This is a genomic window from Asticcacaulis excentricus, from assembly GCF_003966695.1.
In the GTDB taxonomy this organism is placed as follows: domain Bacteria; phylum Pseudomonadota; class Alphaproteobacteria; order Caulobacterales; family Caulobacteraceae; genus Asticcacaulis; species Asticcacaulis excentricus_A.
On sequence record NZ_AP018828.1, the window covers coordinates 572275 to 597136 of the forward strand.

At 60.3% G+C, this 24862-nt stretch carries 25 protein-coding genes and 3 tRNA genes; 24 read left to right on the forward strand and 4 right to left on the reverse strand.

All coding sequences use genetic code 11. The annotated features are described in order from the left end of the window. Nucleotides 1-3: 3 nt before the first annotated feature. The 5 genes from EM6_RS13700 to EM6_RS13720 all read left to right on the forward strand — a co-directional run bounded on the left by EM6_RS13700 (nt 4) and on the right by EM6_RS13720 (nt 6190). Nucleotides 4-1506 carry an NADH-quinone oxidoreductase subunit M gene (locus EM6_RS13700; protein ID WP_126423708.1) on the forward strand — a complete coding sequence of 501 codons (1503 nt, stop codon included), beginning with the start codon at nt 4-6 and terminating at the stop codon, nt 1504-1506. An 11-nt stretch (nt 1507-1517) separates the two neighbouring features. Further along, complete coding sequence (gene nuoN, locus EM6_RS13705; protein ID WP_126423709.1) at nt 1518-2951, forward strand: NADH-quinone oxidoreductase subunit NuoN; 1434 nt, start codon at nt 1518-1520, stop codon at nt 2949-2951. Between the two features lie 65 nt (nt 2952-3016). Next, complete coding sequence (locus tag EM6_RS13710; RefSeq protein ID WP_126423710.1) at nt 3017-3745, forward strand: biotin--[acetyl-CoA-carboxylase] ligase; 729 nt, start codon at nt 3017-3019, stop codon at nt 3743-3745. Beyond that, nucleotides 3742-4530 carry a type III pantothenate kinase gene (locus EM6_RS13715; RefSeq protein WP_126423711.1) on the forward strand — a complete coding sequence of 263 codons (789 nt, stop codon included), beginning with the start codon at nt 3742-3744 and terminating at the stop codon, nt 4528-4530. Before EM6_RS13710 ends, EM6_RS13715 begins: the two co-directional genes overlap by 4 nt. Then, on the forward strand, nt 4523-6190 hold the full coding sequence (locus tag EM6_RS13720; protein ID WP_126423712.1) for a ribonuclease J: 1668 nt from the start codon (nt 4523-4525) through the stop codon (nt 6188-6190). Before EM6_RS13715 ends, EM6_RS13720 begins: the two co-directional genes overlap by 8 nt. A 125-nt stretch (nt 6191-6315) precedes the next feature. On the opposite strand, the gene phaC is transcribed toward EM6_RS13720, so the two are convergent. Next, entirely contained in the window at nt 6316-8361 is a 2046-nt protein-coding gene (gene phaC / locus EM6_RS13725; protein WP_126423713.1) for a class I poly(R)-hydroxyalkanoic acid synthase, read from the reverse strand. 185 nt (nt 8362-8546) lie between these two features. Between phaC and EM6_RS13730 the strand changes: the two genes are divergently transcribed. From EM6_RS13730 to EM6_RS13780, 11 genes are all read left to right on the forward strand, one after another. Beyond that, nucleotides 8547-8942, forward strand: coding sequence for a hypothetical protein (locus EM6_RS13730; protein ID WP_126423714.1), 396 nt, complete (start codon nt 8547-8549; stop codon nt 8940-8942). A gap of 27 nt (nt 8943-8969) precedes the next feature. Beyond that, a complete protein-coding gene (gene glpX / locus EM6_RS13735) occupies nt 8970-9938 on the forward strand; it encodes a class II fructose-bisphosphatase (protein ID WP_013480285.1) in 969 nt (322 codons plus the stop codon). A gap of 6 nt (nt 9939-9944) precedes the next feature. Continuing rightward, nucleotides 9945-11813: a single-stranded-DNA-specific exonuclease RecJ gene (recJ, locus tag EM6_RS13740; protein WP_126423716.1), complete on the forward strand. Its 1869-nt coding sequence runs from the start codon at nt 9945-9947 to the stop codon at nt 11811-11813. A gap of 68 nt (nt 11814-11881) precedes the next feature. Then, nucleotides 11882-11956: transfer RNA gene (locus EM6_RS13745), tRNA-Glu, on the forward strand. 26 nt (nt 11957-11982) lie between these two features. Further along, nucleotides 11983-12057: transfer RNA gene (locus tag EM6_RS13750), tRNA-Glu, on the forward strand. Nucleotides 12058-12305: 248 nt separating this feature from the next. Continuing rightward, on the forward strand, nt 12306-12866 hold the full coding sequence (locus EM6_RS13755; RefSeq protein WP_126423717.1) for a cold-shock protein: 561 nt from the start codon (nt 12306-12308) through the stop codon (nt 12864-12866). Between the two features lie 100 nt (nt 12867-12966). Beyond that, nucleotides 12967-13800 (forward strand): glutaminyl-peptide cyclotransferase, encoded by an 834-nt coding sequence (locus EM6_RS13760; protein WP_232037131.1) that lies wholly within the window; start codon nt 12967-12969, stop codon nt 13798-13800. A gap of 4 nt (nt 13801-13804) precedes the next feature. Beyond that, nucleotides 13805-14266: a DUF192 domain-containing protein gene (locus tag EM6_RS13765; protein ID WP_172961268.1), complete on the forward strand. Its 462-nt coding sequence runs from the start codon at nt 13805-13807 to the stop codon at nt 14264-14266. Between the two features lie 87 nt (nt 14267-14353). After that, a tRNA-Pro gene (locus tag EM6_RS13770) sits at nt 14354-14430 on the forward strand. A gap of 246 nt (nt 14431-14676) precedes the next feature. Then, complete coding sequence (locus EM6_RS13775) at nt 14677-15399, forward strand: L,D-transpeptidase family protein (protein ID WP_126423719.1); 723 nt, start codon at nt 14677-14679, stop codon at nt 15397-15399. Then, complete coding sequence (locus tag EM6_RS13780) at nt 15396-15779, forward strand: hypothetical protein (protein ID WP_126423720.1); 384 nt, start codon at nt 15396-15398, stop codon at nt 15777-15779. Before EM6_RS13775 ends, EM6_RS13780 begins: the two co-directional genes overlap by 4 nt. 98 nt (nt 15780-15877) lie before the next feature. On the opposite strand, the gene EM6_RS13785 is transcribed toward EM6_RS13780, so the two are convergent. Continuing rightward, nucleotides 15878-16111 carry a DUF2842 domain-containing protein gene (locus EM6_RS13785; protein ID WP_126423721.1) on the reverse strand — a complete coding sequence of 78 codons (234 nt, stop codon included), beginning with the start codon at nt 16109-16111 and terminating at the stop codon, nt 15878-15880. A 13-nt stretch (nt 16112-16124) separates the two neighbouring features. After that, nucleotides 16125-16394 (reverse strand): transglycosylase, encoded by a 270-nt coding sequence (locus tag EM6_RS13790; RefSeq protein ID WP_126423722.1) that lies wholly within the window; start codon nt 16392-16394, stop codon nt 16125-16127. 219 nt (nt 16395-16613) lie between these two features. On the opposite strand from EM6_RS13790, the gene EM6_RS13795 reads away from it, so the two are divergent. Next, complete coding sequence (locus tag EM6_RS13795; RefSeq protein ID WP_232037182.1) at nt 16614-17606, forward strand: COX15/CtaA family protein; 993 nt, start codon at nt 16614-16616, stop codon at nt 17604-17606. A 220-nt stretch (nt 17607-17826) separates the two neighbouring features. Here the strand turns inward: EM6_RS13795 and EM6_RS13800 are convergent, their stop codons facing one another. Next, a complete protein-coding gene (locus EM6_RS13800; protein WP_126423724.1) occupies nt 17827-19263 on the reverse strand; it encodes an alkaline phosphatase PhoX in 1437 nt (478 codons plus the stop codon). 274 nt (nt 19264-19537) lie between these two features. Between EM6_RS13800 and rplM the strand changes: the two genes are divergently transcribed. From rplM to EM6_RS13835, 7 genes are all read left to right on the forward strand, one after another. After that, nucleotides 19538-20014: a 50S ribosomal protein L13 gene (gene rplM / locus EM6_RS13805; protein WP_126423725.1), complete on the forward strand. Its 477-nt coding sequence runs from the start codon at nt 19538-19540 to the stop codon at nt 20012-20014. Nucleotides 20015-20016: 2 nt separating this feature from the next. Continuing rightward, complete coding sequence (gene rpsI, locus EM6_RS13810; protein ID WP_013480297.1) at nt 20017-20499, forward strand: 30S ribosomal protein S9; 483 nt, start codon at nt 20017-20019, stop codon at nt 20497-20499. 233 nt (nt 20500-20732) lie between these two features. Continuing rightward, a complete protein-coding gene (argC, locus tag EM6_RS13815; protein WP_126423726.1) occupies nt 20733-21665 on the forward strand; it encodes an N-acetyl-gamma-glutamyl-phosphate reductase in 933 nt (310 codons plus the stop codon). A gap of 1 nt (nt 21666) precedes the next feature. Continuing rightward, complete coding sequence (locus EM6_RS13820) at nt 21667-21906, forward strand: hypothetical protein (RefSeq protein ID WP_126423727.1); 240 nt, start codon at nt 21667-21669, stop codon at nt 21904-21906. Continuing rightward, the gene (locus EM6_RS13825; RefSeq protein WP_126423728.1) at nt 21906-22163 is read left to right on the forward strand and encodes a DUF1467 family protein; all 258 of its coding nucleotides are present in this window, start codon (nt 21906-21908) and stop codon (nt 22161-22163) included. The genes EM6_RS13820 and EM6_RS13825 overlap by 1 nt, the downstream gene beginning before the upstream one ends. 96 nt (nt 22164-22259) lie before the next feature. Then, nucleotides 22260-23579 (forward strand): proline--tRNA ligase, encoded by a 1320-nt coding sequence (gene proS, locus EM6_RS13830; RefSeq protein ID WP_126424154.1) that lies wholly within the window; start codon nt 22260-22262, stop codon nt 23577-23579. Continuing rightward, nucleotides 23579-24862: a lipoprotein-releasing ABC transporter permease subunit gene (locus EM6_RS13835; protein WP_126424155.1), complete on the forward strand. Its 1284-nt coding sequence runs from the start codon at nt 23579-23581 to the stop codon at nt 24860-24862. Before proS ends, EM6_RS13835 begins: the two co-directional genes overlap by 1 nt.

Genomic DNA, 24862 nt, shown 5'->3' on the forward strand with positions numbered 1-24862 from the left:
AGTATGTCACCGGTAATCCCCAATCTTCTCAGCCTTATTACCTTCCTGCCACTGGTAGGGGCGTTGGCCATCCTTGGCGTCAAATGGGTTTCGCGCAAGGATGACGCCAGCGTCATCGAGCGCAATGCCAAGTGGATCGCCCTGTGGACGACGCTGGCGACGCTGGCGCTGACGGTCGTCCTGCTGGCGGGCTTCGACCGCACCACTACCGACTATCAGTTCGTGGAAAAGGTGCAGTGGTTCAGCTTCCTGAGCTACCACATGGGCGTCGATGGCATTTCGGTGCTGTTCGTGGCCCTGACGGCGCTGCTGATGCCGCTGTGCATCCTCGCCTCGTGGGACTCGGTCAAGACCCGCCTCGTCGAATATATGATCGCCTTCCTTGTGCTGGAAACGCTGGTCATCGGCGTGTTCACCGCGCTCGACCTGTTCCTCTTCTACGTCTTCTTCGAAGGCGGTCTGGTCCCGATGTTCCTGATCATCGGTATCTGGGGCGGCAAGGACCGTATCTACGCGGCCTACAAGTTCTTCCTCTATACCCTTTTGGGGTCCGTTCTGATGCTGGCGGCCATGCTGTACATGGTCAGCGTCGCGGGCACGTCGGACATCCCGACCCTTTCGACCTACGCCTTCTCGCAAGCGGCGCAGCCGTGGCTGTGGTTCGCCTTCTTCGCCTCGTTCGCGGTGAAGATGCCGATGTGGCCGGTGCACACCTGGTTGCCCGACGCCCACGTGCAGGCCCCGACGGCGGGCTCGGTCATGCTGGCCGGTATCCTGCTGAAGCTCGGCGGCTACGGATTCATCCGCTTCAACCTGCCGATGTTCCCGCACGCCTCGGAGCTTTTCACGCCCTTCGTGCTGACCCTGTCGGTGATCGCCATCGTCGTGACCTCGCTGATCGCCTTCCGTCAGACGGATATCAAGAAGCTCATCGCCTATTCGTCAGTCGCGCACATGGGTTTCGTGACTATGGGGATCTTCGCCGGTAATCAGGCGGGCGTGCAGGGCGCGGTCTATCAGATGATTTCGCACGGCTTTATCTCTGGTGCGCTCTTCCTCTGCGTCGGTGTGGTCTATGACCGCTGGCACACGCGCGAAATCGCCTTCTACGGCGGTCTGACCAAGCTGATGCCGCACTTCGCCTTCGTCTTCCTGCTGTTTACCATGGCCAATGTCGGCTTGCCGGGCACGTCGGGCTTTGTCGGGGAAATCCTGACCATGACCGGCCTCTATCAGGCTTCGACCTGGGCCGCGCTGGTCGCCGCCACGGGTGTCATCCTGTCGGCCATGTACGCCCTGACCCTGTTCAAGCGCGTCATGTACGGCGAGGTGACCAATGAACAGCTCAAGGGCCATCCGGACCTGAGCTTGCGCGAAAAAATCATCTTTGCGCCCCTGATCGCGGGGACGCTGCTGCTGGGTATCTATCCGGCCTTTGTATTTGACTTTACCACCGCCAGCGTGGACGCCGTTGTGGCGACGTACCGCGCTGTTATCGGCGGATAGGAGCGCCCCTTATGGATTTGACATCGGCTCTTCATCTGGCCCTTCCGGAACTGATACTGGCGGTTTCCGTACTCGGCATCCTCGTCTATGGGGCGCTGCGCGGTGACAAGGCGGCAGGCTCGGTCGCGGCGCTATGCGGTGCGGCCCTGATCGCGGCGGCCTTTGCCGCGGCCTTTAACGGTCACGGTAAGGTCTTCAACGGGTCCTTCATCGCTGACGGCGTGGCCAATTTCGCCAAGACCTTCATCTACATCGCCTCGGCTCTGGTGGTGGTGCTGGCGCGCGGCTATTTCGAGCGTCAGAACAATAACCGCTTCGAATTCCCGATCCTCGTCACCCTGTCGGCCATCGGCATGAGCATGATGGTCTCGGCAGGCGACCTGATCGCCCTCTATATCGGCCTCGAACTGAATTCGCTGGCGGCCTATGTCATGGCGGCCTTCCGCCGTGACGACGCCAAGGGTTCGGAAGCCGGTCTGAAGTATTTCGTGCTGGGGTCGCTGTCTTCGGGTCTGCTGCTCTACGGCATCTCGCTGGTCTATGGCTTTGCGGGCTCGATGAATTTCGACGCCATCGCCGCCTCGGCTCAGGCCAATATGCAGGTCGGCCTGATCTTCGGTCTGGTCTTCGTCATTGCCGGTCTGGCCTTCAAGGTCTCCGCCGCGCCGTTCCACATGTGGACGCCGGACGTCTATGAAGGCGCGCCGACCCCGGTCGTGGCCCTGTTCGCCGGCGCTCCGAAGTTTGCCGCTCTGGTGCTGCTGGCGCGCGTCCTCAACGACGCCTTTGCTGGTCTGCACGATCAGTGGGCGCAGGTGCTGCTCGCCATTGCCACCCTGTCCTTCCTGATCGGCGGCCTCGGCGGCCTGATGCAAAAGGACTTCAAGCGCCTGCTGGCCTATTCGTCGATTGCCAATATGGGGTACGCCATGCTGGCCCTGGCGGCCGGTACGGACAAGGGCGTCATGGCATTGCTGCTGTTCTCGGTCCTGTACATGGTCGATACGCTGGGCCTGTTCTCCGCGCAGATCGCCCTGTCGCGCAAGGGCATTGCCGTCAGCAAGATCGACGACCTGTCGGGTCTGTCCAAGGTCGATATGAAGCTGACCATCGCCCTCACGGTGCTGGCCCTGTCGGTGCTGGGGATGCCACCCTTCTCAGGCTTCTGGGGCAAGTTCTTCGTCTTCGGGGCGGCCCTCGAAGCCGGTTACTGGGGCTTTGCCGTGGCCGGTCTGGTGGCTTCGGTCATCGCGGCCTTCTATTACCTGCGTATCATCAAGGTGATGTGGTTCGATGGGGATAAGGGCGAGCTGGACAAGGCCCCGTTCGAGGCCAAGTGGATTGCCTATGCGGCCGCCGCCTTTGCCTTCCCGATCGCGGCCTTCGCCCTGTCGGGGCTCTATCCCCTAGCGGAAATAGCGGTCAAAAGCTTTGGCCTGAACTAACGCACTGTTGACGTAGCCTGATTTATGGGGTGCAGGGGTTTGTAACCCCTGCATCTTTTTTTCATATGACACCTGTTGATCTGTTTGAAACCCTGACATCTACCCAGACTGAAGCCCTGAACCGGCTGCGGGCGGGAGATTGCGGCCCGCGCTGGATATGTGCGCAGCGCCAAACCGCTGGGCAGGGGCGTATGGGGCGTCAATGGGACGGGCCGTCGGGCAATCTGATGGCCTCGTGGTACGGGGTGCTGCCGGTCGAGATGCGCCGCGTGACGCAACTGTCCTTTGTGGCGGCGCTGGCGGTAACCGACGCGATCCGTCCCTTGCTTAGCGTGCCCGACCCCCTGAAGATCAAATGGCCGAACGACGTCCTTTACGATGGCCGCAAGCTGTGCGGTATTCTGGCCCAGAGCGAAACCCTTGCTTCGGGGCTGGGGGTGGTCATCGGCATCGGCATCAATATCGCCGAAGCGCCGAAGGGGCTGAGCTATGGCACGGCGGCGGTCAACGACCTAACGGCGCAACCGCAAACCGTCGAAAGCGTCCTCGAAGCCCTCGATGCGGCCCTGACGCGGCGTCTGGACGACTGGCTTGCGCATGGCTTTGAAGCCACAGCCGCGCAGTGGTGGGATCAGGCCTATGGCCGCGACCGCCTCTGTCTGATAGAGCAACACCCTCAGGCCCGGACGGGAACGATTCTTGGCCTTGATGACTATGGCGCGCTGCGCGTCAGAGACCCGGACGGCACGATCCACGTGATCGCCAGCGGGTCCGTTTCGTATCCGGAGGCCTGATGCTGCTCGCCATCGAACAGGGCAATACCAATACATTGTTCGCCGTGCACGATGGCGAAGGCTGGCGCGCCCAATGGCGCACGGCCACCGAATCGACGCGCACCGCCGACGAATACGCCGTCTGGCTCTATCAGCTCCTTCAGATGAACGGCCTCGATTTCAATCAGATCGAAGACTGCATCATCTCCTCGGTCGTACCGCAGTCCCTGTTCAACCTGCGCAAGCTGGCCCAGCGCTATTTCAACAAGACGCCTTACGTTATTGGTGACAATACGCACCTTGGCATCGAGGTCCGCATTGACAAGCCGTCAGAAGCCGGGGCGGACCGTCTGGTCAATACGGTGGGCGCGTGGATCAAATACGGCGGACCACTGATCGTCATTGACTCCGGCACCGCCACCACCTTCGATGTGGTGGCCGCCGACGGCGCGCTGGAAGGGACGGCGATTGCGCCGGGCATCAACCTGTCGGTTCAGGCCCTGCATTCGGCGGCGGCCAAGCTGCCGCGCATTGCGATCGAGCGCCCGGCGCACTATATCGGCAAGGACACGGTCAGCGCCATGCAATCGGGCATATTTTGGGGCTATATGGGCCTCATCGAATATCTGACCGACAAGATTCAGGCCGAATACGGACACCCCATGACGGTCGTGGCAACCGGCGGCGTGGCGTCGCTGTTCGAAGGCGCGACCGACCGCATCCATCATTTCGATCCCGATCTTACGCTGCGGGGTCTGCTCGAAATCTATCAGCGTACCCTCTCTAATCAAAAGAAAAATGAGTAAAAACAAAGACGAACTGGTGTTTCTGCCGCTGGGCGGCTCAAACGAAATCGGTATGAACCTCAATGCTTATGGCTTCGGGCCAGAGCATGACCGGAAATGGATTCTGGTCGATGTGGGCGTCACCTTCGGCGACCTGACCACGCCCGGCATTGAAGTCATCGTGCCTGACCCCAAATTCCTCGAAGGCGAGGAGATTCTGGGGGTCATTCTGACCCACGCCCACGAAGACCATATCGGGGCGCTCGGCTGGCTATGGGATCGCATCAAGGCGCCGCTCTATGCCACGCCCTTCACCGCCTTTCTTATCCGCGAAAAGCTGCGCGAAGCGGGGGTCGAAGACTTCGACCTGACCGAGGTGCCGCTGGGTGGCAAGGTGCATCTGGGTCCGTTTGAAATCGACTATATCACCATCACCCACTCGATCCCGGAACCCAACGGCCTGTCCATCAAAACGCCGCTGGGGACTGTGCTGCACACCGGCGACTGGAAGATCGACCCGGACCCCATTACGGGTAAACCCACCGACATCAGCCGCATTGTCGCGCTCGGCGATGAGGGCGTGCTAGCCATGGTTTGCGATTCGACCAATGTGTTCGTGGACGGGCAGGCGGGTTCCGAAGCCGATGTGAAGGTGGCGCTTGAGGCGGTGATCCGTACACTGAAAGGTCGCGTCGCCGTGGCCTGCTTCGCCTCGAACGTCGCCCGCATGGACAGCGTCATCCGCGCCGCCGAAGCCTGTGGGCGCTCGGTCTGCCTCGTCGGGCGCTCCATGCACCGCATGGCGGCTGCCGCCAAATTCGTGGGCCTGATGAAGGGCGTGCAGGAATTCGTCTCCGAAGCCGAAGCCGCCAAGATGAAGGACACCGACGTCCTTTATCTGTGCACAGGCTCTCAGGGCGAACCGCGCGCCGCCCTGTCGCGCATTGCCGACGGCAACCACCCACTGGTGCGTCTGGGGGCCGGGGATTCCTGCGTCTTCTCCTCGCGCGTCATTCCGGGCAACGAAATCGCCATCCGCAGCCTGCAAAACCGTCTGTCGGACCTTGGTGTCGAAATCCATACCGAAAAGGATCACCCTGGCATCCACGTCTCCGGCCACCCCTGCCGTGATGAACTGAAGCAGATGTACGCCTGGGCGCGCCCGAAAATCGCCATTCCGACGCATGGTGAACGCCGCCATCTGCAAAAGCACGCCGCTCTGGCCGCCGAAATCGGCATCCCGGAACAGGTCGTCCTGCGCAATGGCGACATGGTGCGCCTCGCCCCCGGCAAGCCCGAAATCATCGACGAAGTGCCCTCCGGCCGCCTGTTTGTCGATGGCGGTATGCTGGTCCCCGAAGCCTCCGAAGCCCTGCGCGAACGCCGCCACGCCGCCCACAACGGCATGTTGTTCGTCTCCTTCGCCCTCAACAGCAAGAACCAACTGGCCTCCTATGTCGAGGTGCGGGGTCTGGGTCTGGCTTTTGAGGACGAGGACAGCATCTCGGATCAGCTCGAAAAGCTGTGCGATATGGCCGAAAAGGCGGTGCAGAAGCTTTCGCGCGAAGAACGCGACGACGATCAGACCGTCGAAACCGCTGTGGCGCGCGTCCTCAAAAAGGCCGCTCAGAATACCTGGGGGCGGAGACCGATCGTTGAGACGATTATTTTGAGGCTGTAAGGGTTTAAAAGAGGCAGGGGCCACAGGCCCCTGCACCCCATATCGGGTTTGCAACCCCAAAAACCCGGCGTTTATCAGACTTCCGGTTTTGGGGTGTGGGGCCTGCGGCCCCACGATCTTAAAGACTACGACTTCACTAGCACATAGCTACCCGGTGCATCCATATCGGGTTTGAATTTTCCCTTGGACGGGTCACGCGCCGGGACCATCGGGCCGGACTTATCGTGCAACCATTTGGCCCAGTAGTCCCACCACGACCCTTTATGCTCGACGGCGTCCTTTTGCCAGGCCTCAAGAGTCTCCGGTAAGCCCCTGGCATTGCTCAGTTCGTTGATCCAGTGCTGGTACTTCTGGGCCGCTGGCGGGTTGACGACGCCGGCGATATGGCCGGAGCCCGCCATGACGAAGGTGACCGGGCCGCCGAACAGGCGCGCCGATTTGAACACCGAGCCCGGCGGGGCGATATGGTCTTCGCGGCCGGATTGTTCGAAGACGGGGATTTTGACGTTTTTCAGGTCGATGGGCACGCCCGCAATGGTGAGCTTGCCCTGAGACAGCGCGTTTTCGTGATAGAATTTGCGCAAGTAGTACATATGCAGCGCCTTGGGCATCCGCGTCTGATCGGCATTCCAGCAGAGCAGGTCAAAGGCGGTCAGGTCCTTACCCATCAGGTAGTTGTTGACGAAGAAGGACCAGACGAGATCGTTGGCGCGTAAGGCGTTGAAGGTATCCGCCATGGCGGCACCGGGCAGGACGCCTCCGGCGGCGTCCATCTGGCGCTCCAGCTCTTTCAGCCAGGCTTCATTGGTGAAGAGGAGGAGGTCTCCGGCTTCGGAAAAGTCGTGCTGGGCGGTAAAGAAGGTGGCCGATGACACGCTGTCGTCACCCTTGGCCGCCATGTGGGCCAGAGCGACGCCCAAAAGCGTGCCGCCGATGCAGTAGCCGACCGTATTGACCTTAGATGAACCCGTCTGTTCACGGACTAATGACACGGCCTTATAGATGCCGCCGAACATATAGTCCTCAAAGGTGACGTCTTTGAGGTCTGCGTCCGGATTGACCCATGAGACGACGAAAACCGAAAAGCCCTGATCCGTCAGCCACTTGATGAGTGAATTCTTCGATTGCAGATCGAGGATGTAGTATTTGTTGATCCACGGCGGGAAGATCAGCAGCGGCGTTTCGCGCACTTCGTCCGTAGTCGGATTATATTGCAGCAACTCGAACAACGGGCCGCGCCACACCACCTTGCCCGGCGTTGTGGCGACGTTTTCGCCGACCTTGAAATGGGCATAATCGGCCTGAGAAATCTTCAGCTTGCCGTCGCCTCGCGCCAGATCGTCGGCGAATTTCTGCATCCCCTTGACCAGACTTTCGCCCTTGGAGGTGAGCAGCGTATCGAGCGCTGCCGGGTTGGACATCAGGAAGTTGGAGGGCGAAAAGGCGTCGGTGACCAGCTTGGTGAAAAACTCGGCGCGGCGCTTATGCAGCGGATCGACGTCCTCGACAGAGGATACAAGGTTGTTGAGCCAGGTCGAGGACAGAAGATACGACTTGCGCATCATGTCGAAGACGAGGTTCTGCTGCCAGCGCGGGTCGGAGAACCGCTTGTCCTTGGGCATGGTGTCGGTTTCGCTTTCGACGCCCAGAGATCGGCGGGTCATTTCGGCCCACAACGACATGTAGCCGGTCATCAGGTCGGTCTGGGCTTCGATGACTTTTTCGGGGTTTTGCGCCAGCGAAGTCATGACACTGGTCATCGCAGGCGCGACCTGAAACGGATCGCCGTTCGGCGTGCCGTTGAAATCGGGTTGTTTCAAAACCGCGCTGGCCAAAGCCGTCTGGGCGGTAATCGCTGCCTTGGCGAGATTAATCGACAGGTCTTCCAGCGCCTTCATCTGCTCAGAATCAAAGGTGGATTCGGGCGGCGGTTCTGACGCAGGGGTAGCGGGCGACGGTGCGGACTGCGCCGCAGGCTTTGGGGTCACGGGGGCTTCGACGGGGGCGGCCTTGGGGGCGGTCTTTGCCTTAGGCGCTGTTTTGCGTGTGGCTTTGGCCACGGGGGCAGGGGCCACTTTGGGCGTCGCTTCGGCGGCTACGGCTTTTTTGGGAGCGGTGGCCTTGCGGGTTTTGGCCTTGGAAGCGGGTTTCTCAGTGCTTTTTTCAGTCATGGTGGCCTCCGCGAGTCGGTTCTGGCTATTTTCTAACGCGCTTCATCAGGCGTTGCGCCACAATTTTCACTGTATAATATGCAACATCGCGTTATGACGTGTTTTAGGGCTGTTCAGGACTCGCAAAGTTTGCTTTTGATCAGCCCGGTTTTTATAACCGATGCCATCGGTTGCGGAGCTTCCTCATGATTAAGCGGTCAAAGATCCACGCGCTCTTGCTGCCCTGTGCGGTTATCGGAGCCTTTGCCGCGTCCGTTTCAGCGCAGGAAACGTCTTCGCCGCGCACCTATGACAGCTTCCCCAAATGGTCTGAATTCCCGCCCCCGCCTCAGAATGTGCCGACGCCGGAGCAGATCAGGCAACAGGTGGTGGCGTTGAAAGCCAGATCCGATCAGCTTCAAAAAACGGCTGATGCCCTGCCGTGGGAGCTTAAGGCCCCCGAAGCCATGGCTAAGGCGGCCAATGCGCGTATCGACCCCGTTCTGGGGGCACCGATCAAAACGGGCGCCGACAGTGCCGCCATAGAAAGCATGGCCGCCCGCCTGCGCGCGCGCGCCGAGCCGCCACCCGTGGCGAAATAAAAAGAACAAACCAACAGGGAAATGCCTATGTCACAAACGGGTTTCGACCTGGCCCTCGACATTGTTCGGGTGGCCGAAGAGGCGGCTATTGCCGCGCACGGCTGGATCGGCAAGGGGGACGAGAAGGCGGCGGATCAGGCGGCGGTGGACGCCATGCGCTCGGCGCTCAATGCCATCGATATGGACGGCCGTATCGTCATCGGCGAAGGCGAGCGTGACGAAGCCCCCATGCTGTTTATCGGTGAGACGGTCGGCACGGGCAAGGGCACGGCGATCGACATTGCCCTTGACCCGTTGGAAGGCACGACTCTGGCGGCCAAGGCCATGAACAACGCCCTGACCGTGGTGGCCTTCGCGCCGCGCGGCGGGCTGTTGCACGCGCCGGACACCTATATGGACAAGATCGCTATTGGTCCGGGCTATCCCGATGGTGTGGTCGATCTCGACGCCAGCCCCGAAGACAATGTGCGGGCACTGGCTGCGGCCAAGGGCGTGGATGTCTCTGAAATCGTCGCCTGTGTGCTGGATCGCCCGCGTCACGACCGCATCATCGCCTCGCTGCGTAAGGCTGGGGCGCGCGTGCACCTGATCACCGACGGTGATGTCGCCGGCGTCTTCCACACGGCACAGCCGGAAACGGGTATCGACATCTATCTGGGCTCAGGAGGGGCGCCGGAAGGCGTGCTGGCCGCGGCGGCTTTGAAATGCGTCGGCGGTCAGTTTCAGGGCCGGCTGGTTTTCCGCAATGACGATGAGCGCCAGCGGGCCCAGCGTCTGGGCCTGAGCGACTTCGACCGTAAATACAGCCTGAACGAACTGGTCTCGTCGGATGTTGTCTTTGTCGCCACAGGCGTCACGCCCGGCGCATTGCTCGACGGGGTGCAAAAGGAGATGTCGCCCGACGGAGAGGTGTTTATCAGCACCGAAAGTCTGGTGATGATTTCGCGGACTCAGACTATCCGTAAGCTGTATATGCGTCGCCCCCTGCAATCGTGATGTCCCATGCCTGATGATCCTGCCCGCCAGAACCTGACCGACCTGCCGCCGTTTCTGGGGGTGGAGACGTCGGTAACGGGCCGTCTGTGGGTGGATCGTCGCGACAGCCAGCGCGTCGGCGCGCACGAACTGCGTCTGATCACGCAGCAAATCGCGCTCAAAGGCCTGATGGAAGAGGCCTTTGTCGAGCCGGTGGCGCGCTCGATTGCCGCGCGCGGCGTGACCTCAGACGGGCTCGACGACTATCTGCGCCCGACCTTGAAAGCGCTGTTCCCCGACCCTGATGGTTTCATGGACATGCCGCAGGCGGTGGCGGCCATTCTGGATGCGCTTCAGGCGCGTCAGAAGATCTACGTCTTTGCCGACTACGATGTCGATGGCGCCACCTCGGCGGCGCAACTGGTGCGCTGGTTCCGTCATATGGGGCATGAGCTGAGCGTCTATGTACCCGACCGGATGCTGGAGGGCTATGGCCCGTCGGAAAAGGCCTTTGACCGATTAAAAGCCGAAGGGGCCGATCTGGTCATCACGGTTGATTGCGGCGCGTCGGCGCACCGGGCGCTCGACTATGCGGCGCGCATCGGCCTTGAGGTCGTGGTGATCGACCATCACATCATGCGCGAAGACCCGCCCAGATGCCGTGCCGTGGTCAATCCCAACCGGCCGGGCTGCACCTCGGCGCAGGGCAATCTAGCGGCGGCGGGCGTGGTGTTTGTGGTGCTGGCGGCGCTTAACCGCGAAGCCGAAAAGCGCGGGCTGTTTGCCGAGCGGCCTCGGCCTGACCTCACCCAATGGCTCGATCTGGCGGCGCTGGGGGCCATCTGTGACGTAACGGCGCTTAGCGGCTTCAATCGCGCACTGGCCTCGCAAGGGCTGAAGGTCATGTCACGCCTGAACAATCCGGGCATCCGCGCCCTGATGCAGGTGGCCGGGGGCGAGCCCAAGGACGCGGCGACAGCGCTCGGGGTGTTTCATTCCGGCTTTGTGCTGGGGCCGCGCATCAATGCCGGCGGGCGTATCGGTCGTGCGGATCTGGGGGTACGGCTTTTGTCCACCGACGATGCGGGCGAGGCGGCGGCTCTGGCGCAGGAACTGGATGAGTTGAACAAGACGCGCCGTGACGTCGAGGCCGCCGTGCAGGAACAGGCCTTGGCTTTGGCCGACGCAAAAGGCCTGGTCACGGCCGAAGACCACGTCATTATCGTGGCGCACGAAGACTGGCATCCTGGTGTCATCGGCATCGTCGCGGGCCGGCTGCGCGAACGCTGGCACAAGCCGGTTATCGTCATTGGCATCGACCCGGTTACGGGCATCGGCAAGGGATCGGGTCGGTCGCAGGCCGGGATCAATCTGGGGCAGGCGGTGACGGCGGCCTTTGAAAGCGGGCTGTTGCTGTCGGGCGGCGGGCACGCGATGGCGGCGGGCCTGAGTATTGAGGCCGCGCGCATCCCGGAACTGCGGGTCTTTCTGAACGCGCATATTGCCAATGCTACCGTCGAGGCTGACCGTAAGGACCGGCTGGAAATCGACGCGGCGCTCAGTGCCGCGACCTGCACGCGGGCCTTGCTGGAGCGTTTTGAGATCATGGCCCCCTTCGGTCAGGGCAATCCGGAGCCGATGTTTGTCCTGCCGGGGATGCGCGTGGGCTATGCCTCAGCGCTGAAAGGCGGGCACGTGCGTTGCGACCTGATCGACGAAGGCGGCAAGCGTCTGAAAGCCATCGCCTGGCGCGCGCAGGACACGGCGGTGGGGGCGGCGCTGCTCAATCCGGTGGGCACCATCCACGTGGCGGGGCGGCTAAAACCCGACGACTATATGGGGCGCAAGGGCGTGCAGTTCGAAATCGAAGATATCGCCCATATATTCACAAGTTGAGGCGATATTGCCGAAAATAGCGCTTGCAACGAACAATGCGTGACGCTATCAAGCGCACCTCTTGACGCGGTCCCTTCGTCTATCGGTTAGGACGTCAGGTTTTCAACCTGAAAAGAGGGGTTCGACTCCCCTAGGGACTGCCAGTCAGGACTTGTTGATACGGACACGCGGTCCCTTCGTCTATCGGTTAGGACGTCAGGTTTTCAACCTGAAAAGAGGGGTTCGACTCCCCTAGGGACTGCCACCGTACCCTCACTCCCCACAATTTTCGCGCACATCTGATTTTCTGAACGGAATGTGCGGCCCTGTGTCAAAAACGTCATATTTTGCGTTCAGGCTGCTCTACGCGACATAATTACCGCTTTTTTACTCGCATTAAGCGATATTTTCGCATATCCTCTCAAAAAAGAGAGGGGCAGGGGCGCTGCCCATTTAAAAATATCCATGTTATAGTGCTCGCGCGGTAGATTATTTGTGGGCTTGGTGAGGAATATGAGTTTGTACGATTACGCAAAGAGCAGCGAGGCGGAAGACGTAAAGGCTATTTCCGGTCGCGTGAAATGGTTCGATGCCGGCAAGGGCTACGGCTTCATCGTGCCCCAATCCCCTGAATTGACCGGTATGCGCGACGTGCTGCTGCATGTGTCCGCACTGCGTGATCTGGGGCGTGATCTGGCGCACGAAGGTGCCGCCATTGAATGCAAGATCGCCAAGCGCGCCAAGGGCTGGCAGGTTATTCAGATCACCGCACTGGAAGACAGCGGCAGCGGCCCTGTACGCGAAGCGCGTGACCCGGCGGCTGTGCGTTCGACGCATAACGTGCAGGCAACCATCGGTGATCTCGAAGCGGCGACCATCAAATGGTTCAACCGCACCAAGGGCTATGGCTTCGTGGTGCGTGGCAACGATCCGACGGACATCTTCATCCATATCGAAACCCTGCGTCGCTTTGGTCTTGAGGACGTTCAGCAGGGCGATACCCTGATGGTGCGCTTCGGCGAAGGGCCCAAGGGGCTGGTCGTAACCGAAGTACAGCCCAAGGCGATGGCCTGAGCGGAAAAACGGCCTTGAAACGGCCATTGAATCCAGCGAATTTCCAACGGAGGTGAGGTTTCGCCTCCGTTTTTCTTTGCGGGTGTGAACGGTGAAGTCTGTGTTCAAAGCCTTTCGGTGGTCTCTGGCGCTCATGATGGCGGCGCTGTCACCCGCCTTGCCCGTCCACGCCCAGACCTCGCCCGCGACGGTTGCCGCATCGGCAGAGGTGGCGCACTACACCTACCGCGTCGTGAAGGTTTATCCTCACGACCCGCAGGCCTTTACGCAAGGCCTGCTCATTCAGAACGGCCGTCTGTTTGAAAGCACCGGCATGGCGGGGGCCTCGTCGCTGCGTGAGGTCGATCTGGCCACTGGCGAGGTCAAACGCAAACACGATATTGCGCGGCCCTATTTTGCTGAAGGCGTGGCGCCGTGGGGCAATGCCATCATCGGCCTGACCTGGACGCACGGAAAAGCCTTCATCTGGGATCGCGACAGCTTCGCGCCAAAGGGCGAATTTGCGTACACGGGCGAAGGCTGGGGCCTGACCGCTGACGGCACACATCTGATTCTCAGCGATGGCAGCGACCGCCTGCGCTTCCTCGACCCGCAGACCTTCAAGGTGGTCAGCGACGTACCGGTGACCCTGCGCGGCGAGCCCATAGAGATGCTCAATGAGCTGGAATATATCGACGGGCAGGTCTATGCCAATGTGTGGCAAACCGACTATATTGTCCGCATCGACCCAAAGGACGGCAAGATCAATGGCATTGTCGATCTGAAAGGTCTGATGGCCTATGGCCCGGCCATTACGCAGCGCATTGATGTGCTGAACGGCATTGCCTTTAATCCGGAAACCAAACACCTGCTGGTCACCGGTAAATACTGGCCGGCTCTGTTTGAGATCGAACTGATCGACAAGGCGACAGGTAAACCCTATGAGTTCCGGTAACCTTATGATCAAGAAAGTAAAATGGCTCCCGCTTTTTCTGCTTCTGGCGGCCTGTCAGCCGAAACCGCCGGAGCGCGAAGCGCTTCAGGTTCTATCGGGCGGTGCCACCCATGCGTTTCAGGTGGAAATCGCGGATGACGAACAGGAACGCGAAACCGGGCTGATGAACCGCGATAACCTGCCGGCCGGGCAGGGGATGCTGTTCCTGTTTCCGGATGCTCGCGAACGCGCCTTCTGGATGAAGAATACGCACATACCGCTTGATATTCTTTATATTTCCAAGTCAGGCGAGGTGATTTCCATTCAGAAAAACACGATGCCAATGAACGAAACGCCGCTGCATTCGTTCGGCCCGGCGGCGGCGGTTCTGGAAATCAATGGCGGTCAGGCAGATGCCTTGGGGATCAAGCCGGGCGACCGCATTACGCACCGCTTCTTCGAAGGCAAGGGGCCGATGCCGCAATAGACGCTTGTTCTGTGGGTGGTGTGTAAAACGGCTTGCGGAACCGGCTATGAAGTGGCATGTAGCGCGCCTTGCCTGCGGGCAGGGTGTCGGGGTGTAGCGCAGCCTGGTAGCGCAGCTGTTTTGGGTGCAGCAGGTCGGAGGTTCGAATCCTCTCGCCCCGACCATCAAAAGAAAAGGGACTGCCCATTGGGCAGTCCCTTTTCTTTTGATCATCCGGAGCTTGGTTCGACCCGATAAGAGGTTCGACGGCCAGTGATGATCATTTTGCCGGAGGCACAATGATCACACGCAGACGCGGCGGAGCGAAGCGGAGCCAATCTCTCGCCTGACTCGGGCGCAATACCCTGTCTCAATTTCCCGATACATCCGCGGCGACTCTGCGTTATCCTGTAACCCGTGGGAGGGATGCCATGAACGGAAAGCGTGGGTTTTTACTGGTCATAGCCATCGTTGTACTTTGCGGCTCGCTTTGGGCCGTCAAGCCTTGGGAGTCGGGCGCGGCAGACCTTCAACAGGTACGCAAAGAGCGACTGAGCCATATCCGGGCGTCCTTGACTCAAAACGACCTGCAACTGGGCCAGCCCATACTCGTCCGCATCTTCAAGGAAACGGATGAACTGGAGCTTTGGGTCAAGTCGGGGACAAAATACCAACTCTACAAAACCTTTCGGATCTGTAGCTGGTCCGGTGCTCTCGGTCCCAAACAGAAAGAAGGGGATGGGCAGTCACCCGAAGGCTTTTATAGCGTCTCACGTGCGCAGATGAAACCCGATAGCCAATACCATCTGGCTTTCAACCTCGGCTATCCGAATGCTTTTGATCGAGCCAACGGCCGAACCGGCAGTTATCTGATGGTCCACGGCAAATGTGCCTCAATCGGCTGTTATGCCATGACTGATAAAGGGATTGAGGAAATCTGGTTGATAGCTGATGAGGCCTTGAAAGGGGGGCAGACCGCCTTTCAGGTGCACGTTTATCCATTCCGCATGACCGACGCGAATATAAAACGCCATATGGGTTCGCAGTGGTTGGGCTTCTGGACGGACCTGAAAGCGGGTTATGACCGGTTTGAGCAAAATCACGCCGACCTAAATGTTACGGTCGTCCATAAAAGATACAGGGTCGCCCCATGAACCGCGCCATAGCCGTCCTCTCAGGTCTCGCTGCGCTTCTGCTGCTCACCGCCGGTGCGCCGTTACGTGGGCCGCTGACCGATCCGGAGTGGGTGGTCTGGGGGGCAGGGGTGGCGGCTTTTGTGGTCGTGATGCTGGGTTTATTGGCGGTGTTAAAGCGGGGCATACTGCACGCGCTGGTGCATCTGATGGTCGTGGCCCTTCTGACCATCGCCGCCAGTTGGATGATCCAGCACGCGCAGAAGGCGGTTGTGGATCGGCTGGTCATCTGTCTTTTAGGCCTCGGTGTGCTGACCGTATGGACGCTGTGGGCCGCCAGCGGCTTTGCCGTCGGCAAGCGGCCACCCAATTCCGACGACGACAGCTTCCTGCCGCTTTAGATCGGGATGGTTTTAAAGGGGAGCCTGATCCCGATCTAAAATTTTGTTTTGTCGCGATATTTTTGTCGAAAACCGCTCAAACTTTTCGACATATCGCTTTAGCGCTTCCGGCCTTTGTAGTTTTCCGACCAGCTTATGATCGGCAGCACCGGAATCCCCCACAGTATGCCGGACAGGCCGTAATACAGCAGGTGCACCCAATCGTTGTCGGGCAGCCTTTCGCCAATGCTGGAAACGATCACCACATAGACGGCCAGAAACACCACAATGCCGATACAGGCGATGACGCGGCGCACCGGCAAGCTGAGACCCTTTGTCGCATCTTCGCTCATTGATTGACCCGCCTCACTTCTTGACGTTCACTTTTTCGATGGCGCGCGTCAGGTGAAACAGCGCCAGAAGACCGGCCGAGCCCGCGCCGGCGGCTCGGAGCGTTGTGTAGAAGCGATCCGGATAAATATCGAGAATATGGATGAAAAACGTCATCAGGATCGCCCCGAAAATGCCCACAAACATATTGATGATGGCGCTATAGCGGCTCCTGGTCAGGTTGTTGGCGATCCAACCGACGATGAACCCCGTCATACCGGCCAGAATCCAGTCCTGAACACCCATTTGTGGAACCTTTCACATTTTTCCGTCGCGCATCGCTTGAATTTCACCCCTCCCTGTGGGCAAATCAAAACGCACGGCCAATGCCTATTACAGGTTATTTCGCCGCAGTTGAACAGGTCCGCCCGACGGAACCCAACAATTATTTTTCAGTGAGGCGTAACGGTGAGGCTTCCGCTCAAATCTCCTTCCGTGGCCATCTGGCTCTCTATCGTGGCCGCTATGGTCGTGCTGATCGTTATGGTCGGTGGCGCCACCCGCCTGACCGGCTCAGGCCTGTCGATCACCGAATGGAAGCCCATCCACGGCGTAGTGCCGCCGCTGAATGACGCCCAATGGGCCGAAGAATTCACCAAGTACCAGCAGATACCGCAGTACAAGCAGGTGAATGCGAACATGTCCGTGGAGCAGTTCAAATTCATCTTCTGGTGGGAGTGGGGTCATCGCCTGCTGGGTCGCCTGATTGGTGCCGCGGTCCTGATCCCCTTTATTGTCTTCCTGTTTATGCAGGCCATTCCGCAGCGCCTGATCTGGCGCTGCGCCTTACTCGTCGGGCTGGTCGGCGTGCAGGGGACGATTGGCTGGTGGATGGTGCATTCGGGGCTGGCCAACCGCATCGACGTCGCCCCCGAACGCCTGATGACACACCTCAGTCTGGCCCTGGTCATTATGATCTTTGCCATATGGACGGCCAACGAAGCCCTTCACGGCCAATCGCGCGGGCATGGCGCGCCCGGTGGATGGGTCGCCGCCGTCGCCGGTCTCTTTGGCCTGACCTTCCTGCAATCCATGCTGGGCGCGCTGGTCGCCGGTAACGATGCCGGGCTGGTCTATAATGACTGGCCGCTGATGGGCGGGCGCATCGTGCCCTTTGTCGATTACTCCAAAGGCCTGTGGCACGTGTTCGTCCACGATCAGGGCATGGTGCAGGTCCTGCACCGCTTCAATGCCTATATCCTGCTGCTCTACGCCACGGCTCTGGTCCTGTGGCTGTGGCGGCGCTGCCTCGATGACGGTATGCGCCTGATCGCCGCCGCCTTCGGTGTGCTGGTCTGGTGTCAGGCCGCCCTCGGCGTCGCGACCCTGTGGACCAATGTGCACATTGCCTTCGGCCTTCTGCATCAGTTGGGCGCCGTCGGGCTGCTCATTCTGGCCACCCTGCTGCTGTGGAAGGTCGCCCGCGCCGATCGCGACTTCCGCCGGCGGAATTTCTAGGGTGAGTAAAGACGCAGGGGCCACAGGCCCCTGCACCCCACACCTATCCGCGCTCAAACTGAGATACAGCGTGTGAGGGAAGGATTGTTTGGGGGCGAAGCCCCACCTTTTTAACGTCAAACACGCACCGATGTTCGCTGTTTAAACACCCAGTGATGGGGTGCGGGGGCTTTGAAGTGCGCTACCGCTTCGCTGTTTGAGCGCAGGCCCCACGTCTTTCTTACCTCTTGACGGCTTCCGTGCTGAACCGATCCCACGGGCCGGTGATGGCCAGCGTCCAGCCGGGGTTTTGCAGGTTGACGAACATGGTTGAGCCGTCGGGCGAGAAGCACACCCCGGCCCATTCTGAATTGGTCGGTTCGGCATTGCGGGCGAAGGTGGTGACCTTGCCCTCGCGGGTGATGATCTTCAGGTGGTTTTTCAGCGTGTCGGAATAGCGGTCTTCGCAGGCAAAGAGCTGACCGCGCGGCGAGACGACGATATTGTCCACATAGTCGAACAGCAGGTCGTTGTTCGGCTCGGCAAAGAGCTGGATACGGCCGGGGGCGCGGGCCTCCTGAGGCGTGCCTTCGTGGGGGCTGGGCACATAGCGCATGATCTGGCCGTTTTCACCGGGACCGCCGGAGGTGCAGGTGAAGTAAAGCTCGCCCTCGCCGAAGAAGATGCCTTCTTCGCGCGCGAACTGGGCCGCGCCCTTGGCGTGGGCGCGGGTGCGCAGATCGTTATTGGGGCTTTCGACCTCGTCGAGATCGACCCATTCGCTTTCGAACCAGTCCCCCTGCTGCCAGAAGATGGCGGTCTTATTATCGGTCAGGGCGTGCGGCTTGCCCTTGATGACCAGCGCCTGCAACTTGCCGCCTTCCAGAAGCTTGCCCGGCACCTTGGGGATGAAGCGATAGAAGGCCGAGTCCCCAGCGTCTTCGGTCAGATAGACGATGCCGGTCTTGGGATCGACGGCCACGGCCTCGTGCTCGAAGCGGCCCATCGCCTTGATCGGTTCGGCCTTGACGAGGCCATCGGCGCGCGCCGGCACTTCGAAGACGTAGCCGTGGTCCTTGCCAACGCCGTTGGGGGCCTTTTGCGAGCTTTCCTCGCAGGTCAGCCACGAGCCCCAAGGCGTCGGGCCGCCCGCGCAGTTGGTCGAGGTGCCAACCAGCGACAGGTGATGGCTGACCAGCTTCTGTTCCTTGATATTATAGACCAGCGTGGTCGTGCCGCCGTGCAGCGGGCGACCGTCGGGGGCGAAGTCATAGACCTTGGCCGCCTCAACCTTGCCGAACAGTTCGTTCTGCGCGCCGAACGGGCCCATCTTGCTGAGGCTGTGCTTGATTTCGTGGTTACGCACCAGCAGCACCGTGTCCGGGCCGTGCGGGAAACAGGCCATGCCATCGTGCTTACCCGGCACGATCAGGCCGTCGCTCATGGTTTCGCCCTGACGCGAGAAGATGCGGTAGGAGAAGCCAGAGGGCAGGTCGGCGATACCGTTGGGGTCCTTCACCAGCGGGCCATAGCCTTCGATTTGATTGACATAGGTGTCGGGCGCATTTTCGGTCAGGCGGTGGGCCGCGGCGGCCTTGCTGATCCACAGCGCCATGCCGGTAAAGGCCGCAGAGGTGGCCAGAGACGAAGAGAGGAGGGTGCGGCGGGACAGCGACATGGAAACACCTTTGCGCGTAAGGGACAATACCGTTTGGAATCGGATGGGGCTTATGTAAAGACAAGCGAGCACAGAATTATGACGATTTGATACGGTAATTTGATACCCAATTCAAAAACCCCAATAAAAACAATTGTCTGTCTCAATTTTTGTCAAAAATAACTGTTGACGCGGCCATTTGCCTCGTCTATACGCTCCCGACTTTTCCGGCGGTGGCGTCTGTCACGGCGGGAAGCACCCGTTTCAAACCCGGATTTCACCAAAGGAATCTCCCATGCTTACCTCTGCGACCGCGGCGCTCAAGCCCGCCAATGTCGAGAAGAAGTGGATCGTGATTGACGCCCAGGACGCCGTTGTCGGCCGTCTGGCTTCCTTCATCGCCATGCGTCTTCGCGGCAAACACAAGCCGGACTATACGCCGCACGTCGATTCCGGCGACTACGTCATCGTCATCAATGCCGACAAGGTGCACTACACCGGCAAGAAGCTGACGGACAAGATCTTCTACTGGCACACCGGTCACCCCGGCGGCGTCAAGCAGCGCACCATGGGTCAGATCCTCAGCGGCAAGTACCCTGAGCGCGTCCTGACCAAGGCGGTTGAGCGTATGCTGCCCAAGGAATCGCCGCTGGCCCGCGCCCAAATGACCCACCTGCGTGTCTACGCCGGTTCGGAGCACCCCCACGAAGCTCAATCGCCGGAAGTCATCGACTTCAAGGCCCTGAGCCGCAAGAACGTCCGGAGCGTCTAAGAATGTCTGAAGTTCAAGCTCAAGGCCTCGAAGCCCTCGCTTCCCTGTCGTCGAACCCTGAAAATGCGCCGGTTGAGCGCGTTCAGCAACTCGACAAGTACGGCCGCGCCTATGCCACCGGCAAGCGTAAGAACGCCGTCGCCCGCGTCTGGATCAAGCCGGGTTCGGGCAAGTGGATCATCAATGACCGCGCGCAGGAAGTCTATTTCGCGCGTCCGGTTCTGCGCATGATGATCGCTCAGCCGCTGAACCTGACCGACCGTGCGTCGCAATTCGACGTCATCGTCTCGGTCCACGGTTCGGGTCTGTCGGGTCAGGCCGGCGCCATCCGTCACGGCCTGTCGAAGGCTCTGACCTATTATGAGCCCGCCCTGCGCCCGGCGCTGAAGGCGGCTGGCTTCCTGACGCGCGACTCGCGTGTCGTCGAGCGTAAGAAGTACGGCCGCGCCAAGGCTCGTCGTTCCTTCCAGTTCTCGAAGCGTTAATCGAGGTCTTGGGGGAAACGTCGTTTCCCCCAAGTGCCCCCTTCCGGAATACGGAGAAAAACACCCTCGGGGCAGCCCGACGGGTGTTTTTTGCTTTTTTCAGGGCTGTTTTCCCAATAAGACGCTCTGACTTCATACCTCCCCAACGTGTTGGGGAGGGGACCGCACGAGCTTGCGAAGCAAGCGAGATGTGGGGGTGGGGTATCTTTCGTCCGCTGACCAAGGAGCGTATCATGTCCCATAAGGTTTTCATCGACGGCGAAGCCGGCACCACCGGTCTGCAAATCCGCGAGCGGCTGGAAAAGCGCCCGGAGATCGACCTGATCCGCCTGAGCGATGATCGCCGCAAGGACACCGAGGCCCGTCGCGAAGCGCTCAATGCCGCCGATGCCGTCATCCTCTGTCTGCCCGATGAGGCCGCTAAAGAAGCTGTCGCCCTGATCGAAAACCCGGACGTGGTGGTGATTGACGCTTCGACGGCGCACCGCGTCGCTGAGGGCTGGACCTACGGCTTCCCCGAAATGACCGAGGATCAGCGCGATCTGATCCGGGCTTCAAAGCGCATCAGCAATCCCGGCTGCCACGCCACCGGCTTCATTGCCCTGACGCGGCCTCTGGTCGAGCTGGGCGTCCTGCCGCCCTTCTTTCCGATGGTGGCCACGTCGCTGACCGGCTATAGCGGCGGCGGTAAGGCGATGATTGCGGAGTTCGAAAGCGGGCAGGGGCGCGAACGCATCTATGCCACCGGCCTGACGCACAAGCACCTGCCGGAAATGCAGCTCTATGCCGGGCTGGAAACCGCGCCGATCTTTTCGCCGACCGTCGCCAATTTTGCGCAAGGCCTGATTGTCGAGGTGCCGCTGCACCTGTGGGCCCTGCCGGATGCGCCTGACCTGCCCACCATCTACAACATCCTCAGCGCCCACTATGCCGGTGAACCCTTTGTGCGCGTCGCTTCGCCCGAAGAGACCGCGGCGGCGACGTCCGTCAATGGCGATGCCTTACGCGACACCAATCAGTTGCTGATCCACGTCTTTGGTCAGGAAGACGGCGATACGGCCAATCTGGTGGCGGTGTTCGACAATCTGGGCAAAGGGGCGTCGGGCTCGGCGGTGCAGAATCTCAACCTCGTCCTCGGCCTCGAAGAAACCGCCGGACTGCTTTGATATGAAAGCCGTTTGGCTCGCTCTGGCCCTCACGGTTGCGCCGGTTTTTGTCCAGTCCGCGCCAGCGTCTCCTGTCGCTTCGGTGGCACCGGTGGCGGAAAAGGCTGAAACCTCTGAATATAAGGGCGGCTTTCCTTGGGTGACCTTTATCCTCCTGTTTGTGGTGTTTGGCGGCTTGACGATGTTCCGCAAAAAGGACCAATCTTCCCCCGATGTGACGGATAAGGACAAGGCGTCGTAATGGGACCTCTGACCAGCATTGCCATTCTTCTGATGATCTGGTGGGTGACTCTGTTTGCCATTCTGCCGTTTGGCAATGTGAGCCATCACGAAGCCGGTATCGAGACGAAGGACGGCGGCGACCCCGGCGCGCCGGTCTTCCACAATCTCAAAAAGAAGCTGCTGATCAACACGGTCGTGGCCGTGGTGGTGTGGGCCATTGTTATGGTCATCGTGCAGTTTGGCCTCATTCCGCTGCCGGAAATCCCTGCGGCCTGATCGGCCCGTCCTATTTCCGCCTTTTTAGCATTGATCAATGACGGCGAAGCTGGCTAGTACAGGGCCAGTTTGCCGCAATCCCAAGGTTCCCTGCCCATGCGCCTGTCGCGCTATTTGCTTCCGCTGCTTAAGGAAAATCCTTCCGAAGCCCAGATCGTCTCGCACCGTCTCATGCTGCGTACCGGCATGATCCGTCAGGAGGCCGCCGGTATCTATGCCTGGCTGCCGCTGGGTCTGCGGGTGCTGCGCAAGATCGAAAAGATCGTGCACGAGGAAATGCAGCGCGCCGGTGCGGTTGAGCTTCTGATGCCGACCCTGCAACTGGCCGATCTGTGGCGCGAGTCGGGTCGCTATGACGACTACGGTCAGGAAATGCTGCGCATCAAGGACCGTCATGAACGCGAAATGCTCTACGGCCCGACCAATGAGGAAATGATCACGGAAATCTTCCGTGGCACGGTCAAGTCCTACAAGGACCTGCCGATGAACCTCTACCACATCCAGTGGAAGTTCCGCGACGAACAGCGCCCGCGCTTCGGCGTGATGCGCGGCCGTGAGTTCCTGATGAAGGACGCCTATTCGTTCGACATCGACGAGGCCTCGGCGCGCAAGGCCTATAACCGCATGTTCATCGCCTATCTCAACACCTTCAGCCGTCTGGGCCTGAAGGCGGTGCCGATGCGCGCCGACACCGGCCCGATCGGCGGCGACCTTAGCCACGAATTCATCATCCTTGCCGACACCGGTGAAAGCGCGGTCTTCTGCCATAAGGATCTGGTCGATATGCCGGCTCCTGGTGCCGATGTGGACTGGGACGATCTGCAAGGGCTGGTCGATCAGCGCACGTCGCTTTACGCCGCAACCGAGGAAATGCACGACGAGGCGGCCTTTAATGCCGTTCCGGCGGACAAGCAGTTGTCGGCGCGCGGCATCGAAGTCGGCCACATCTTCTATTTCGGTGAGAAATACTCCGCACCGATGGGGGCCAAGGTCTCCGGTCCCGACGGCGCGCAGGTCAATGTGCACATGGGCTCTTACGGCGTCGGCGTGTCGCGCCTGATCGGCGGCATTATCGAAGCCAGCCACGACGAGGCGGGCATCATCTGGCCCGAAAGCGTCGCGCCGTTCGATGTGGCCCTGATCAATCTGCGCGTGGGCGACGAAGCCTGCGATGCGGCCTGCGACAAGGCCTATAAGGCGCTGACGGCCGCCGGGCGCGATGTGCTTTATCACGATACGGACGACCGTCCGGGGGCTAAGTTCGCCTCGATGGACCTGATCGGTATTCCGTGGCAACTGATCATCGGGCCCAAGGGCATTGCCGAAGGTCAGGTTGAAATCAAGCACCGCGCCACGGGCGAACGTCACACGGCGGCCTTCGATGCCGTCCTTGACCAACTGACCAAGGCAAAATGATGAAGGGGCTGTTGTCGCTGTTTTCTTTCTCCGCGTGGGAAACCGATCTGGCGCTCAGATATCTGCGCACCAAGCGCAAGGACGGCGGCATCGCCCTCATCGCCATCATCAGCTTTATCGGCATCACGCTGGCCGTGGGCGTGCTGATCACCGTCATGTCGGTGATGAACGGCTTTCGCGACGAGTTGATGTCGCGCGTGCTGGCCTTTAATGGCCATCAGTTTGTGGCCGGTGAACCCCTGACAGACTGGAACGGCCGCGACGCCATGCTTAAGCGTCTGCGCGCCATTCCGGGCGTCATCGAAGCTTCGCCCTACGTGGAATCGCCGGGTCTGGCGCAAGGGCCGTTTTCGCAGGCGGGTCTGGCCTATATGCGCGGCGTCGATGTGGCCGCATTGAAAAACACACCGATCATCCGCGACAATATCAAGTCCGGCTCGCTGGATGGATTTGGCGTGGGCGAATATGGCGGTGACGTTATTCTCATCGGGGAAGGTCTGGCCAGCCAGATGAATGTCCGCGTCGGGGACGAACTGACGCTGTTGTCGCCATCGGGCAGCACCGCCTTCGGGGCCATGCCGCGCCGTAAGCCCTATGTGGTGGGCGGCATCTTCAAAAGCGGTGTGTCGGAGCTGGACGCGGCCTTTGTTTTCATGCCGTTACCGCAGGCGCAACTCTTCTTCGACCGCGAAGACGAGTGGGACGCCGTCGAAATCAAGGTGAAAGACCCCTACAATATCAAAGACTACTACCCGGCTTTTCGCAAGGCCGCGGGGGATAAGGCTGTTCTGCTCGACTGGACGCAGCGCAATGCGCCCTTGTGGAACGCGCTTCAGGTCGAACGCAACGTGATGCGCCTGATCCTGATGCTGATCGTGCTGATTGCCGCCATGAACATTATTTCCGGCATCGTCATGCTGGTGAAGAACAAGACGCGCGATATCGCCATCATGCGCACCTTAGGCGCGGATCGTACGTCGATTACCAAGATATTCTTCCTGTCGGGGGCTATTATCGGGGCCACCGGCACGGTGCTGGGCGTCGCCATCGGCACTCTGTTCTGCATCTTTATCCGGCCGATTCAGCAGATCGTCGAAGCCCTCTTCAATGTGAAGGTCTTCAATGAACAGGTCTATTACCTGGCCTATATACCGGCCAAGGTCGAACCGACCGAAGTGTTGATTATCGTTGGCTTTTCGATGATCGCCACCTGCGTGGCCACCCTGTTCCCGGCCCTGTGGGCGTCCAAGCTCGAACCCGTGGAGGCCCTGAGATATGAATAA

What these genes read in the sequence shown, in the direction of transcription:
- EM6_RS13700 (WP_126423708.1), top strand. Translation starts at nt 4, where the DNA reads ATGTCACCGGTAATCCCCAATCTTCTCAGCCTTATTACCTTCCTGCCA.
- nuoN (WP_126423709.1), top strand. Translation starts at nt 1,518, where the DNA reads ATGGATTTGACATCGGCTCTTCATCTGGCCCTTCCGGAACTGATACTG.
- EM6_RS13710 (WP_126423710.1), top strand. Translation starts at nt 3,017, where the DNA reads ATGACACCTGTTGATCTGTTTGAAACCCTGACATCTACCCAGACTGAA.
- EM6_RS13720 (WP_126423712.1), top strand. Translation starts at nt 4,523, where the DNA reads ATGAGTAAAAACAAAGACGAACTGGTGTTTCTGCCGCTGGGCGGCTCA.
- phaC (WP_126423713.1), bottom strand. Translation starts at nt 8,361, where the DNA reads ATGACTGAAAAAAGCACTGAGAAACCCGCTTCCAAGGCCAAAACCCGC.
- EM6_RS13730 (WP_126423714.1), top strand. Translation starts at nt 8,547, where the DNA reads ATGATTAAGCGGTCAAAGATCCACGCGCTCTTGCTGCCCTGTGCGGTT.
- glpX (WP_013480285.1), top strand. Translation starts at nt 8,970, where the DNA reads ATGTCACAAACGGGTTTCGACCTGGCCCTCGACATTGTTCGGGTGGCC.
- recJ (WP_126423716.1), top strand. Translation starts at nt 9,945, where the DNA reads ATGCCTGATGATCCTGCCCGCCAGAACCTGACCGACCTGCCGCCGTTT.
- EM6_RS13755 (WP_126423717.1), top strand. Translation starts at nt 12,306, where the DNA reads ATGAGTTTGTACGATTACGCAAAGAGCAGCGAGGCGGAAGACGTAAAG.
- EM6_RS13765 (WP_172961268.1), top strand. Translation starts at nt 13,805, where the DNA reads ATGATCAAGAAAGTAAAATGGCTCCCGCTTTTTCTGCTTCTGGCGGCC.
- EM6_RS13775 (WP_126423719.1), top strand. Translation starts at nt 14,677, where the DNA reads ATGAACGGAAAGCGTGGGTTTTTACTGGTCATAGCCATCGTTGTACTT.
- EM6_RS13780 (WP_126423720.1), top strand. Translation starts at nt 15,396, where the DNA reads ATGAACCGCGCCATAGCCGTCCTCTCAGGTCTCGCTGCGCTTCTGCTG.
- EM6_RS13785 (WP_126423721.1), bottom strand. Translation starts at nt 16,111, where the DNA reads ATGAGCGAAGATGCGACAAAGGGTCTCAGCTTGCCGGTGCGCCGCGTC.
- EM6_RS13790 (WP_126423722.1), bottom strand. Translation starts at nt 16,394, where the DNA reads ATGGGTGTTCAGGACTGGATTCTGGCCGGTATGACGGGGTTCATCGTC.
- EM6_RS13795 (WP_232037182.1), top strand. Translation starts at nt 16,614, where the DNA reads ATGGTCGTGCTGATCGTTATGGTCGGTGGCGCCACCCGCCTGACCGGC.
- EM6_RS13800 (WP_126423724.1), bottom strand. Translation starts at nt 19,263, where the DNA reads ATGTCGCTGTCCCGCCGCACCCTCCTCTCTTCGTCTCTGGCCACCTCT.
- rplM (WP_126423725.1), top strand. Translation starts at nt 19,538, where the DNA reads ATGCTTACCTCTGCGACCGCGGCGCTCAAGCCCGCCAATGTCGAGAAG.
- rpsI (WP_013480297.1), top strand. Translation starts at nt 20,017, where the DNA reads ATGTCTGAAGTTCAAGCTCAAGGCCTCGAAGCCCTCGCTTCCCTGTCG.
- argC (WP_126423726.1), top strand. Translation starts at nt 20,733, where the DNA reads ATGTCCCATAAGGTTTTCATCGACGGCGAAGCCGGCACCACCGGTCTG.
- EM6_RS13820 (WP_126423727.1), top strand. Translation starts at nt 21,667, where the DNA reads ATGAAAGCCGTTTGGCTCGCTCTGGCCCTCACGGTTGCGCCGGTTTTT.
- EM6_RS13825 (WP_126423728.1), top strand. Translation starts at nt 21,906, where the DNA reads ATGGGACCTCTGACCAGCATTGCCATTCTTCTGATGATCTGGTGGGTG.
- proS (WP_126424154.1), top strand. Translation starts at nt 22,260, where the DNA reads ATGCGCCTGTCGCGCTATTTGCTTCCGCTGCTTAAGGAAAATCCTTCC.
- EM6_RS13835 (WP_126424155.1), top strand. Translation starts at nt 23,579, where the DNA reads ATGAAGGGGCTGTTGTCGCTGTTTTCTTTCTCCGCGTGGGAAACCGAT.